The sequence below is a fragment of the Corynebacterium pollutisoli genome (genome assembly GCF_900177745.1).
GTDB lineage: Bacteria > Actinomycetota > Actinomycetes > Mycobacteriales > Mycobacteriaceae > Corynebacterium > Corynebacterium pollutisoli.
The window spans coordinates 1-12,724 of sequence record NZ_FXAR01000007.1 but is presented as its reverse complement, the minus strand read 5'-3'; the positions used below and the strand labels follow the sequence as shown (position 1 = coordinate 12,724).

The 12,724-nt window shown below is 69.1% G+C and carries 9 protein-coding genes and 1 tRNA gene; 6 read left to right on the top strand and 4 right to left on the bottom strand.

Features of this window, described 5'->3' with window-relative positions:
* Positions 1–13 precede the first annotated feature (13 nt).
* The 3 genes from B9Y70_RS09550 to B9Y70_RS09540 all read right to left on the bottom strand — a co-directional run bounded on the left by B9Y70_RS09550 (position 14) and on the right by B9Y70_RS09540 (position 3,921).
* Positions 14–991, bottom strand: a complete 978-nt coding sequence (locus B9Y70_RS09550) for a ribose-phosphate diphosphokinase (protein ID WP_085550042.1) — start codon at positions 989–991, stop codon at positions 14–16.
* A 9-nt stretch (positions 992–1,000) separates the two neighbouring features.
* Complete coding sequence (glmU, locus tag B9Y70_RS09545) at positions 1,001–2,473, bottom strand: bifunctional UDP-N-acetylglucosamine diphosphorylase/glucosamine-1-phosphate N-acetyltransferase GlmU (RefSeq protein ID WP_085550041.1); 1,473 nt, start codon at positions 2,471–2,473, stop codon at positions 1,001–1,003.
* A gap of 218 nt (positions 2,474–2,691) precedes the next feature.
* The gene (locus B9Y70_RS09540; protein WP_240309218.1) at positions 2,692–3,921 is read right to left on the bottom strand and encodes an MFS transporter; all 1,230 of its coding nucleotides are present in this window, start codon (positions 3,919–3,921) and stop codon (positions 2,692–2,694) included.
* Between the two features lie 92 nt (positions 3,922–4,013).
* On the opposite strand from B9Y70_RS09540, the gene B9Y70_RS09535 reads away from it, so the two are divergent.
* The 3 genes from B9Y70_RS09535 to B9Y70_RS09525 all read left to right on the top strand — a co-directional run bounded on the left by B9Y70_RS09535 (position 4,014) and on the right by B9Y70_RS09525 (position 7,428).
* Positions 4,014–4,838 (top strand): MetQ/NlpA family ABC transporter substrate-binding protein, encoded by an 825-nt coding sequence (locus B9Y70_RS09535; RefSeq protein WP_085550040.1) that lies wholly within the window; start codon positions 4,014–4,016, stop codon positions 4,836–4,838.
* Positions 4,839–4,912: 74 nt separating this feature from the next.
* The gene (locus B9Y70_RS09530) at positions 4,913–5,914 is read left to right on the top strand and encodes an isopenicillin N synthase family dioxygenase (RefSeq protein ID WP_085550039.1); all 1,002 of its coding nucleotides are present in this window, start codon (positions 4,913–4,915) and stop codon (positions 5,912–5,914) included.
* Positions 5,911–7,428 carry a multicopper oxidase family protein gene (locus B9Y70_RS09525; RefSeq protein ID WP_085550038.1) on the top strand — a complete coding sequence of 506 codons (1,518 nt, stop codon included), beginning with the start codon at positions 5,911–5,913 and terminating at the stop codon, positions 7,426–7,428. Before B9Y70_RS09530 ends, B9Y70_RS09525 begins: the two co-directional genes overlap by 4 nt.
* On the opposite strand, the gene B9Y70_RS09520 is transcribed toward B9Y70_RS09525, so the two are convergent.
* Positions 7,429–7,500 (bottom strand) — tRNA-Gln (locus B9Y70_RS09520). It lies immediately after the preceding gene.
* 67 nt (positions 7,501–7,567) lie between these two features.
* Between B9Y70_RS09520 and B9Y70_RS09515 the strand changes: the two genes are divergently transcribed.
* From B9Y70_RS09515 to B9Y70_RS09505, 3 genes are all read left to right on the top strand, one after another.
* On the top strand, positions 7,568–8,200 hold the full coding sequence (locus tag B9Y70_RS09515; RefSeq protein ID WP_085550169.1) for a TetR/AcrR family transcriptional regulator: 633 nt from the start codon (positions 7,568–7,570) through the stop codon (positions 8,198–8,200).
* 5 nt (positions 8,201–8,205) lie between these two features.
* Positions 8,206–11,811 (top strand): transcription-repair coupling factor, encoded by a 3,606-nt coding sequence (mfd, locus tag B9Y70_RS09510; protein ID WP_085550168.1) that lies wholly within the window; start codon positions 8,206–8,208, stop codon positions 11,809–11,811.
* 100 nt (positions 11,812–11,911) lie between these two features.
* The coding region (locus B9Y70_RS09505; protein ID WP_085550037.1) for a hypothetical protein at positions 11,912–12,724 on the top strand (813 nt) is incomplete at its 3' end.

Here is a 12,724-nt window from a genome sequence, read left to right as displayed (position 1 = left end):
CGATAAGCGGTTTTTAGGCCTCGCCCTCGAAGAGGGTGGTCACGGAGCCGTTCTCGAAGATCTCGTGGATCGTCTTCGCCAGCAGCGGGGCGATGGACAGGACGGTGAGGTTCTTCCAGCCCTCCGTCGACTGCGGCAGGGTGTCGGTCGTGATGACCTCCTCCGCGCCGCACTCGGAGAGACGCTCGCGGGCCGGATCGGAGAACACGCCGTGGGTGCAGGCGATGACGACCGACTTCGCACCGGCCTCCTTGAGCACGCGGACGGCGCCGGCGATGGTGCCGCCGGTGTCGATCATGTCGTCGAGCAGGATGCAGTCCTTGCCCTCGACCTCACCGACGACGCGGTTGGACACGACCTCGTTGGCCACGTCGACGCTGCGGGTCTTGTGCACGAAGGCCATCGGCGCGCCGCCGAGGGTGTTGGCCCACTTCTCGGCGACCTTGACGCGGCCGGCGTCGGGGGAGACCACGCACAGGTTGTCCATGGAGTACTTGCCCATGATGTAGTCCGTGAGGATGGGCATGGCGTGCATGTGGTCGACCGGGCCGTCGAAGAAGCCCTGGATCTGGTCGGTGTGCAGGTCGACGGACACGATGCGGTCCGCGCCGGCGGCGGCCAGCAGATCGGCGACCAGGCGGGCGGAGATCGGCTCACGGCCGCGGTGCTTCTTGTCCTGGCGGGCGTAGGGGTAGAACGGCAGGATCGCGGTGATGCGCTTGGCGGAGCCACGCTTGAGCGCGTCGATCATGATCAGCTGCTCCATGAGCCACTTGTTCAGCGGCTGGGTGTGCGACTGGATGACGAAGCAGTCGGCGCCACGCACCGACTCCTCGAAGCGGATGAAGATCTCACCGTTGGCGAAGTCACGGGCGGTGGTGGGGGTGAGCTCGTAGTCGAGCTCACGGGCCACAGCCTCGCCGAGCTCCGGGTGCGCACGCCCGGAGAACAGCATCATGTTCTTGTGGCTCTCGGTCCAGTGGGCAGTCATGATTGCCGCTTAACCTTCCTGGTCGGTTGCGTTGTCAGCGTCCTGGGATTCCCGGGCAGCCTGCGCCGCGAGTGCGGCCGGGCTGCCCGGTCGCTTCTTCTCGACCCAGCCCTCGATGTTGCGCTGGGGTCCACCGGACACGGCGAGGGCTCCCGCAGGAACATCCTCGCGGATAACTGTACCCGCCCCCGAGTACGCACCATCACCCACGGTCACCGGAGCGATGAACATCGTGTCCGAGCCGGTGCGCACGTGGGAACCGATGGTGGTGTGGTGCTTGGTCACCCCGTCGTAATTGACGAAGACGGAGGACGCGCCGATGTTCGACTCCTCACCGACGGTGGCGTCACCGATGTACGTCAGATGCGGCACCTTGGAGCCGCGGCCGATGGTCGCGTTCTTCGCCTCGACGAAGCCGCCCAGCTTGCCGTCCTCACCGAGCACAGTGTTCGGGCGGATGTAGGTGAAGGGACCGACGGTGGCGTTCTCGCCGATGACGGAACGCTCGCCGTGGGTGCGCACGACGGAGGCACCACGCCCGACGGTCATGTCCGTCAGGGTGGTGTCCGGGCCGATGACGGCGTTGTCCCCGATGGAGGTCGCACCCCACAGCTGGGTGCCCGGGTGGATGACCACATCCTGGCCGACCGTGACGTTGACGCCGATGAACGTCGACGCCGGGTCGATGACGGTGGCCCCGCCACGCATCGCGGCCTCGACGGCGCGGCGGTTGAGCTCACGGCCCGCCTCGGCCAGCTGCACGCGGTCGTTGACGCCGGCCAGCTCGCGGGGATCGGAGGCGACGTGCGCGCGGACCGGGTGGCCGGCGGAGCGGGCGATGCCCAAAACGTCGGTGAGGTAGAGCTCGCCCTGCGCGTTGTTGGAGTCCAGCTTGCCCAGGGCGTCGCGGAGGATCGCGCCGTCGAAGGCGAAGACACCGGAGTTGACCTCGGTGATCTGCAGCTGCTCCGGGGTGCCGTCCTTCTGCTCGACAATGGCGGTGACCTCGCCGTCCTCATTGCGGACGATGCGGCCGTAGCCGGTCGGGTCGTCCAGGCGCATGGTCAGGACGGTGACGGCGGTGGGGGAGGCGGTGTGGGCTTCGAGGAGACGACGCAGCGTCTCGGCGGTCAGCAGCGGGACATCACCGTTGGTGACGATCACCGAGCCATCGAAGTCCGGGATCGGCTCCAGCCCGCACTGCACGGCGTGGCCGGTGCCGTTCTGCTCCTCCTGCACGGCCTGCAGCACCGGGCGATCCAGCTCCGCGGCGACGGCGTCGACGGCGGGGGAGACCTGATCGCGCTGGTGACCGACGACAGCCACGATGTGCTCCGGGCTGATGCCCGCTGCGGCGTGCAGTGCGTGGGAGAGCAGGGTGCGCCCGCCGATCTCGTGGAGCGTCTTCTGCTTCGTGGACTTCATGCGGGTGCCGGCGCCGGCGGCGAGTACCACCACGGCGCAGTCGGTGGGTGTGGGCACGATTGTCTCCTTGTGGGCGTTTGCTGTGTCCGGTCCAGCATATAAGCCGCAGGCCCCCGCGCGTGCTTATCGGAGCCGGTGTCTCCGACGACCCCTGCAGGCCGGGCGCGCGTACGGACGTACTCCGATCTGCTCGGCCGCTAGGTGCGACCTGCGGGAACGGAGGGGCCCTCCGGAATCGGAGTACGTCCGTACGCGACAGTGGGCGGCGGTGCCCGCTACCGCTGCTCCGACACGTCCCGCAGGCGGCGCGCGGCCCCCACCCCGACGAAGCCGATCGCCGCGAGGAAGAGTAGCGCGGCACTCGGCCCCAGCTGGGCGACCACACCCGAGATCGCGCCGATGACGAGCAGGATGACTCCCATGAGAGTGTTGGCGGCACCGACGTAGCGGGTGCGGGTGTCACCCTCCGCCATGTCGACGATGTATGTCTTGCGGGCCACGCGGATGGCGGTGTGCGCCAGATTGACCAGGAAGAACCCGATCGGGAACACCCAGGCGTTGGCCGCGCCGGGCAGCCACGCCGCCGCGGCGACGAGGCCGACGATGACCACGGAGGCGGCCAGCGCACCGTAACTCATGACGTTGCGCGACGAGGCGTCCGACCACACGCCGGAGATCCGCCCGCCGAGCACCGACGCCAGGCCGGAGGCGATGAGGAACGCGCCGAGGCCGGTGAGCCCGTACCCGATCTCCTGGCTGAGGGTGACGATAAACGCCGTCGACAGCGCCGACACCAGAAGCAGCGAGCGCACGATGACGAACTGCCGGAACTCACGGTCGCCGGTGAACAGGCCCCAGGTGTCGGCCCACCAGCCGCGCTCTAGGCCCCGAGGCTCCTCGTCGGAGACGGGCTCGTCGATGGTGTGGAACACGATCGCGGCGATCGCCCAGGCGGCGGCCGAGGCGAAGATGAGGGCGGCGAGGATCCACGTCGGGATCGGCGTACCGATGTACTCGAGCAACAGGCCCACGGCCAGGGCCACCGCCCCACCGACCGCCGCCGCCCGGCCGGTGATCACCCCGCGGCGCCCCTTGGAGATCGTGCGCCCCTGCACGTCCTTCGACGCGATGGAACACAGGGCCCGGAAGACGGCGAGCACCGCGAGCAGGAGGGTGACGGTGAGGCCGAGGGCGAGGGCGTCGAGAAGCAGGGCGGCGACGCCGATGAGCGCGGCGGCCACCGCCTGGCCGAGCGAGCCGATCACCCAGATGCGTTTGCGGGAACGCTGCGTGGTCACCCACGGGGTGAACGCGGCCTGGGGGAGCATCGAGCCGGCCTCGCGGATGGGGACGAGCAGGGCGATGAAGAAGCCGGGGGCGCCGGCGGCCTGCAGCAGCCAGGGGAGGACGGTCTTGGCGGCGACGATCTGGTCGCCGATGCCCTGCAGTCCGTTTGACCAGATGAAACGGCGGGCGGCGTGTTGTTCGCGGGAGGGGATGCTCACGTGGGCCCAGTCTAGTCATGAAAATAAACGGCGCCTCTCCGGACCGAGCGGTCTATCGTGTGTGAACATCTCAGTTCACGAAAGGAATCACCATGAAGAACCGCGCACTCCTCCTCGCCACCGCCCTCGGCGCCGGCACCCTCACCGCCTGCTCCACCGCCGCCGCCGGCGACCCCGACGCCCCGCTCGGCGTCCTCGCCTCCTCCACGCCCCACGCCGAGATCCTCGAGTGGGTCGACGAACGCGAGGACGCCTTCGAACTCGACATCTCGATCGTCACCGGCGGACCCGAGGCCAACGCCGCGCTGAGCAACGGCAGCATCGCCGTCAACTTCTTCCAGCACGAGCCCTACCTCCTCGACTGGCAGGACCAGACCGGCCTCGGCGGCGTCGAGGTCCTCGCCCCGGTCCACATCGAACCGATCTCCCTGTACTCGCAGCAGCACGACGACATCGCCGACCTGCCCGACGGTGCCCGCATCGCCCTGCCGCGCAGCGCCAGCAACCTCGCCCGCGGGCTCCTGCTGCTGGAGGGCCACGGCCTGCTCACCCTCGACGCCGAACTCGACCCGGCGGCCGTTTCCCAGATCACCCCGGCGTCGATCGTGGACAACCCGCGCGGCTTCGAGTTCGTCCCCGTCGAGGACGAACTGGTCGCCCGCTCGCTCGACGACCCCACCGTCGCCGCCGCGGTGATCAACTCCAACTTCGCCCTCGAGGCCGGCCTCGACCCGGCCGCCGGGCTCATCGCCGAGCAGCCCGAGGGCAACCCCTACGCCAACATCCTCGTGGCCGCCGCCGACGTCGTCGACGACCCGCGGGTCGTGGCGCTCCAGGAGGCCGTCACCTCCGCGGAGACCGCCGCCTGGATCCGGGAGCGTTACGGCTCGGCCGTCGTCCCGGTCCACGGTGAATAAAAACACCCCGCCGACCGCTCCATCACCTACCCTTTCCAGACAAAGCAGTCTATTAACTTTCATTGCGAGGAACCATGACCCTGCCCATCATCTCCCTCGAGAAGCTCATCGGCGGCGACCGGGACGAGATCACCCGCCTGCGCGACGTCACCCACGAGATCGGCTTCTTCTACCTCGCCGACCACGGCGTCCCCGAGGACCTGCAGGCTGAGATGTTCTCCACCGCCAAGGAGTTCTTCGCCCTCCCGCAGGAGGCGAAGGAGGAGATCGCCTTCACCGACAACCCCCACTACCGCGGCTACTCCCGCCTCGGCGAGGAGTTCACCCAGGGCAAGCTCGACTGGCGCGAACAGATCGACTACGGCGCCGACCGCCCCGCCTGGACCGAGGGCCTCGACACCCACCCGTGGCGCGTCCTCGAGGGCCCCAACCCCTGGCCCAGCGCCCTGCCGCGGATGAAGCCGCTCATCACCGACTGGCAGGACCGTCTCTCCGACGTCGGCCTGCAGCTGCTGCGCGCCTGGGCGCAGTCCCTCGGCCAGGCGGCCGACTACTTCGACGACATCTTCGACCACCCGCACCCGATGATGAAGCTCGCCCACTACCCGGCCCCCGCCAACGGCGAGGCCGGCCAGGGTGTCGGCGCGCACCACGACGCCGGCGTGCTCACCCTCCTGCTGCCCGAGGTGGGCTCCGGCGGCCTGCAGGTCCAGCGCGACGGCGAGTGGATCGACGTGGCGGCCCTGCCGAACCTGTTCATCGTCAACATCGGCGAACTTCTCGAGGCCGCCACCGACGGCTACCTCGTCTCCACCCCGCACCGCGTCCTGCCGTCCCCGCCCGGCACCGCCCGGTTCTCCATCCCGTTCTTCCTCACCCCCAACCTCGACGCCCGCTTCCCGCGCATCACGCTCCCCCCGGAGCTGGCCGCCGAGGCCCGCGGCCTGGGGCGCGACATGGCCGGACAGGAGATCTCCGACATCTCCGGGCTCAACACCCTGAAGTCGCGTCTGCGCGCCCACCCGGAGACGACCGCCCGCTACCACTCGGAGCTCGCCGCTACCCTGGGAGCATGATAAAAACATTCGGCCGACGCACCTTCTTCCGTGGCGCCGCCGTGCTCCTCGCCGGAGTGGCGGCGGCCGCCTGTTCCCGCAGCGACCAGCCGGAACCCCGCGGTTACGACGGCGATCCCCGATCGTTGCCCATCCCGCCCCTCTACGAGGGCGAGCTCATCGACGGCCGCCGTCACTTCCAGGTGACCACCCGGACGGGCTCCGCGGAGATCCTCCCCGGTGTCGACACCCCGACGTGGGGGTTCTCCGGCGACCACCTGGGTCCCACGTTCCGGGCGCGCCGGGGTGAGGACGTCACCGTCGACATCACCAACGAACTCGACGAGATGACCACCATCCACTGGCACGGCATGAAGCTGCCCGCTTGGGCGGACGGCGGCCCGCACTCGCCGATCGAACCGGGGGCGACGTGGACCCCGGAGTGGACCGTCGAGCAGCCCGCCGCGACCCTCTGGTACCACCCCCACCCGCACGAGGTCACCGCCCTCCACTGCTACCGCGGCCTGGCCGGCATGTTCATCCTCGACGACGACGTCTCCGAACGTCTCGACCTGCCGCACGAGTACGGGGTGGACGACATCCCCGTCATCATCGCCGACGCGAAGTTCCACGAGGACGGCCGACTTGACGAGGAGATCGACCCCACCTTCGGCCTCCTCGGCGACACCCCGCTGGTCAACGGCATCACGAACTGCTCCTTCGCGGCGACCACTCGCCGGGTGCGCCTGCGCGTCCTCAACGCCTCGACGATGCGGTTTCACCACATCGCGCTTGCCGACGCCCGCCCCTTCCACGTCATCGCCTCCGATTCCGGTCTGCTCGCCGCCCCGGAGGAGGTCGACTCCGTCCTGCTCAGCCCCGCCGAACGCGTGGAGATCATCGTCGACCTCGAACCGGGGGGGAAGATCGCCCTGGAGTCCGTCGGCCTCGACAACAACTTCGGCATCCCCACCGACGAGTACAGCCCCGACTTCGGCTTCTCCGACCAGTTCACCCTCCTGCAGATCACCGGCCCGGGGGACGACGCCCCACCGGTGGGGGTCCTGCCCGGGGAGCTGGACCCGGCGGCGTCGGCCAGCCCGGACGTGGCGGATGCGCCACGCCGGGAGTTCGTGCTCAACACCTTCGAGATCAACGGCCAGCTCATGGACATGAACCGTGTCGACTTCGTCATCGACCACCGGGGGCCGGAGGTGTGGACCGTCACCAATTCGAACTCCGACTGGCCCCACAACTTCCACGTCCACGACGCCCGCTTCCGGGTCCTCGGCCACTCCGGCACCGACGTCACCGAGATGGCCGCCAGCGGCTGGAAGGACACCGTCTCCCTGCCCCCGGGTTCCACCGTGGAGCTGGCCGTCGAGTTCGGCTGGTACCCCGACAACACCGTCCCCTACATGTTCCACTGCCACATGCTCATGCACGAGGACCAGGGCATGATGGGCCAGTTCATGGTCGTGGAGGAGGGGGAGGAGGCGGCCCTGGAACCGATGTCCGGGCACGGCCCCCACTAGCTTCCCCGCCAGGACTCGAACCTGGAAAGCTGGTACCAAAAACCAGAGTGTTGCCAATTACACCACAGGGAAAGACGTAGATAAGCGTACCCGACCTGCGGCTGTGGCTTAAACACCGGCTCAGGATAGGCTGGTGGGCATGGTTCGACAGCGCATGACCGGCAAGGAACGCCGTGAACAGCTCATATCCATCGGCCGCCAGGTGTTCGCCGAGCGGGGCTTCGAGGGGGCGAGTGTGGAGGAGATCGCGGCGCGGGCCGCGGTGTCCAAGCCGGTGGTGTACGAACACTTCGGGGGCAAGGAGGGGCTGTACGCCGTTGTCGTCGACCGGGAGATGCTCCGCCTCGAGCAGATCATCACCCAGGCGCTGTCGCAGGGTCGTTCCCGGGTGCGCATCGAGCAGGCCGTCATCGCTCTGCTCACCTATGTGGAGGAGGAGACCGACGGGTTCCTCATTCTCGTCCGTGACCTCGTGCCGGGGCAGGACCAGTCCTACGCGACGCTGCTCAACACCGCGGTGGGGCAGGTGTCCCACATTCTGGGGCGCTCCTTCGAGAACCAGGGGCTGGATCCGGAGGTGGCGATCCTCTACGGCCAGGCGCTGGTGGGGATGGTGTCGATGACCGCCCAGTGGTGGCTCGATGAGCGGCAGCCCGCGAAGGAGGTGGTGGCGGCGCACATCGTCAACCTGTGCTGGAACGGCCTGGCCGGCATGAAGTCGCACCCCACCCTCTCTGATGAGGTCACCGCCCAGCTGGAGGAGAAGAAGTGACCCCGATGCTCGCCGGCCTGCTCAAGACGGCCGCCCGGGACCCCAAGCTCACCGGCCTCGTGGCGAATCTGGGGGCACCGCGTCTGCACCTGACGGGTGTCGATCAGGCCCGCCCGTGGGCGATCGGAACCCTCGCGCACCACGCCCCGGTGCTGGTGGTCACCGCCACCGGCCGGGAGGCGGAGGATCTCACCGCCGAGCTGCGCGCCATGCTGGGTGACAAGGTCGCCTGGTTCCCCTCGTGGGAGACGCTGCCGCACGAGCGGCTGTCCCCGGGCGTCGACACCGTCGGCCAGCGTGCCCGCGTCCTCGATCTGCTTGCCGACGGCCGCGTCAAGGTCGTCGTCACCGCCGCCCGCGGCTTCTGCCAGCCCCTCCTGCCGGAGGTGGAGGGCCGTGCGCCGATCCGCCTGCGGGAGGGCGCGGAGTACGACTTCACCTCGCTGGTCGAGGAACTCGTCTTCCGGGCGTACAGCCACGTCGACATGGTGGCCCGCCGCGGTGAGTTCGCGACCCGCGGCGGCATCCTCGACATCTTCCCGACGACCGCCGACCAGCCCGTCCGCGTCGAGTTCTGGGGCGACGAGGTCACCGAGATCCGCCAGTTCTCCGTCGCCGACCAGCGCACTGTCCCGGAGGTCGAGGTCGGCGAGGTCGCCGTCTACCCGGCCCGCGAGCTGCCCATCACAGACGCCGTCGCGACCCGCGCCCGCGAGCTCACGACGAGGTACCCGGGCAACGCCACCCTCGTCGAGCTGCTCAGCAAGATCGCCGACCGCATCCCGGCGGACGGTATGGAGGCACTGATCCCGGCGCTCGTCGATAAGCAGATGGTGACCCTGCCGGACCTCATGCCGGACCGCACCCACATCGTGCTGGTGGGGCCGGAGAAGATCCGCACCCGCATCGCCGACCTCGAGGCCACCGACGCCGAGTTCCTCGCCGCCGGCTGGGAGGCCGCCGCGATGGGCGCGTCCGGCCCCGTCGCCGTGGAGGGGATCGACCTGGAGTCCTCCTCCTACCGTTCCTACGAGGCGCTGCAGGCCGGCACCGACCTGCCGTGGTGGACGTTCTCGCCGACCGGCATGTTCGAGGCCGACGACGCCGACACCCTGCCCCTCGACTTCGAGCCCGGCCCCACCCCGCGCGGTGACGCCACGCAGATCGCCGGGATGATGAACCTGCTCGTCGCCCACACCACCTCCGGCGGCCGCGCCGCCTTCGTCGCCCCCGCGCCCGGTGCCATCAAACGCATGACGGAGCGCTTCGCCGAGGCCGGGGTGCCCGCCCGCGTCGCGACGCCCGGCTGGGAGCCCTCCCCGGGCGAGGTCACCCTCTATCAGGCGCTCAGCCACGCCGGCCTCGTGTTCCGTGACGTCGTCGTCATCACTGAGACCGACCTCACCGGCAACCGCGTCGGCGACATCGCCGGTGCCAAGCGGCGCCCCGCCCGGCGTCGGCACCGCGTCGACCCGCTGGCCCTGAAGGCCGGTGACTACGTCGTCCACGAGACCCACGGCATCGGCCGCTTCCTCAAGATGGCGGAGCGGACGATCAACGCCGGGGACGAGACGTCGCGACGCGAGTACATCGTCCTCGAGTACGCCGCGAGCAAGCGCGGCCAGCCCGCCGATCAGCTGTGGGTCCCCATGGACTCGCTCGACCTGCTCTCGAAGTACTCCGGTGGGGAGTCGCCGACCCTGTCGAAGATGGGCGGCTCCGACTGGAAGAACACCAAGAAGAAGGCCCGCGCCGCCGTCCGCGAGATCGCCGGCGAACTCGTTGAGCTCTACGCCAAGCGGCAGGCCGCCCCGGGGCACCCCTTCGTGCCGGACACCCCGTGGCAGAAGGAGATGGAGGACAACTTCCCCTTCGTCGAGACCGAGGACCAGATGCTCGCCATCGACGCCGTGAAGAGCGACATGGAGTCCAACGTGCCGATGGACCGCGTCATCGTCGGCGACGTCGGCTACGGCAAGACCGAGGTCGCCGTGCGCGCCGCGTTCAAGGCGGTGCAGGACGGCAAGCAGGTCGCCGTCCTCGTGCCGACGACCCTGCTCGCCCAGCAGCACCTGTCCACCTTCGAGGAGCGTATGGCCGGATTCCCGGTGACGCTGCGCGGCCTGTCCCGCTTCACCTCCGCCGCCGAGTCGAAGGAGATCATCGCCGGTCTCGCCGACGGGACGGTGGACATCGTCATCGGCACCCACCGCCTCCTGCAGACGGGCGTGCACTGGAAGAACCTCGGACTCATCGTCGTCGACGAGGAGCAGCGCTTCGGCGTCGAGCACAAGGAGCACATCAAGGCCCTGCGTGCCGACGTCGACGTGCTCACCATGTCCGCCACCCCCATCCCGCGCACCCTCGAGATGTCCATGGCGGGCATCCGCGAGATGACCACCATCCTCACCCCGCCGGAGGACCGCCACCCCGTCCTCACCTACGTCGGCGCGCAGGAGGACAAGCAGATCGCCGCCGCCATCCGCCGCGAGCTGCTGCGCGACGGCCAGGTGTTCTTCATCCACAACAAGGTCGCCGACATCGAGAAGAAGGCCCGCGAACTGCGCGACCTCGTCCCCGAGGCCCGCATCGTCGTCGCCCACGGCCAGATGTCCGAGGAGGTCCTCGAACGCACCGTCCAGGGTTTCTGGGACCGCGAGTACGACGTCCTCGTCTGCACCACCATCGTCGAGACCGGCCTCGACATCGCCAACGCCAACACGCTCATCGTGGAGAACGCCCACCACATGGGTCTGTCCCAGCTCCACCAGCTGCGCGGCCGCGTCGGCAGGTCCCGCGAGCGCGGCTACGCCTACTTCCTCTACCCCAAGGGCGCCACCCTCACCGAGACCTCCTACGACCGCCTCGCCACCATCGCCCAGCACAACGACCTCGGCGCCGGCATGGCCGTCGCCATGAAGGACCTCGAGATGCGCGGCGCCGGCAATGTCCTCGGCGCCCAGCAGTCCGGCCACATCGCCGGCGTCGGCTTCGACCTCTACGTCCGCCTGGTGGGGGAGGCCGTCGAGGCCTACAAGGCGCTGGCGTCCGGCAAGGTGCTCGACGCCACCGACCAGGGCCCCAAGGAGATCCGCATCGACCTGCCCGTCGACGCCCACATCCCCGAGTCCTACATCAACTCCGAACGCCTCCGCCTCGAGGTGTACCGCAAGCTCGCCGCCTCCGCGTCCGAGACCGACCTGCGGCTGGCCGTCGAGGAGATGGAGGACCGCTACGGCCCCGTCCCCGAGGCAGTCTCCCGCCTGCTCGCCGTCGCCCGCCTGCGCCACCAGGCCCGCCGCGCGGGGATCTCCGAGATCATCGTCCAGGGCACCCGCATCAAGATCGGCTCCGTCGAACTGCCCGACTCACGGCAGGTCAGGTTGAAGCGCCTGTTCCCGGGGTCGACCTACCGCGCCGCCGCGAAGGCCATCCAGGTGTCCTTCCCCAAGGCCGGGCGCGGCGCCGGACAACCCAACCTCCGCGACGTCGAACTCATCCAGTGGGTCGCCGACTTCCTCACGAAGATGTTCGACGTCGAGGCCGTGGACGTCACTGGTGGGGCACCGGCGAAGAAGGAGGTGTTCTCGGTGACGGAAGTCAAGCGGTAGGACGACCGGAATGGCCGTTTCTGTGGATAAGTGGGGGTTGTCCACAGGTCGGGTTGGTTGCTTGTCGACGCCCGCGTGATTCCGGTTTATCGTCCGGGGCATGGACATCGATGCGGCGTTGCAGGCCCTGCGGGGCATGCGGGTGCTGGAGGAGCTTTCCTCCGGTCGCCTGTCGACGTCGCGCATCGAGGCACTGGGTTTCCGGGATGCGGGGGCGTGGGAGCGGTTGGCGGGGGTGTACTTCGGCCCCACCCGGCACAAGCGACTGCAGGCCGCCGCGAGGGTGGCAGCCGACGGGCTGTCGTTGGATGCGTTGGGTGTGGTGGAAAAGCACACCCGCAAACTGCTCAAGGGTGCCGCAGTCACCGAGTGGGAACTACGTGTCGAGTTGTGTGGCCTGCGGGGCACGGTGGGGGAGATCGACCGGGCGGCTGCCGCCCGGGTGCGCGAGTACAACCGGACGGTCGATGATGTCGAGCGGCAGGCCTACGGGCGACGTTCCATCAAGGGTGGGAAGAACACCGACTCACAAGGGTTGCGCACGATCACGATCACCGGCCCGGAACGCCATATCACCGGTTTCCTGGGCCGGCTGCGTCCCACCGCTAGCAGGTTGCGGCGGGAGAATCCGAAGCTCGGTTACGAGCAGGCGTTGTATGACGCGTTGATGCAGGCCGGCCCGGTGGGTGGGGGCCCGGTCGCCCCGGTGCCGCAGGTGGTCGTACATCTGCCGGACTGGGTGCAGATCCTGCGCGGGGAGGGCTCGGACACCGTGCTGGGGTTGACGGACGGCACGACGATGACGGGTGCGCAGATGTTGGAGCAGGTCACCGCGGACTTCTACTACGTGGGGTTGTATCACCCGGTGGAGGGGCCGGTGGATCTCTACCGGTCGCAGCGCACCGCGAGCCTG

Excerpts from the sequence above, each read along its gene's own strand:
- B9Y70_RS09525 (WP_085550038.1), top strand. The coding sequence starts at position 5,911 with ATGATAAAAACATTCGGCCGACGCACCTTCTTCCGTGGCGCCGCCGTG.
- B9Y70_RS09535 (WP_085550040.1), top strand. The coding sequence starts at position 4,014 with ATGAAGAACCGCGCACTCCTCCTCGCCACCGCCCTCGGCGCCGGCACC.
- B9Y70_RS09550 (WP_085550042.1), bottom strand. The coding sequence starts at position 991 with ATGACTGCCCACTGGACCGAGAGCCACAAGAACATGATGCTGTTCTCC.
- B9Y70_RS09515 (WP_085550169.1), top strand. The coding sequence starts at position 7,568 with ATGGTTCGACAGCGCATGACCGGCAAGGAACGCCGTGAACAGCTCATA.
- B9Y70_RS09530 (WP_085550039.1), top strand. The coding sequence starts at position 4,913 with ATGACCCTGCCCATCATCTCCCTCGAGAAGCTCATCGGCGGCGACCGG.
- mfd (WP_085550168.1), top strand. The coding sequence starts at position 8,206 with ATGCTCGCCGGCCTGCTCAAGACGGCCGCCCGGGACCCCAAGCTCACC.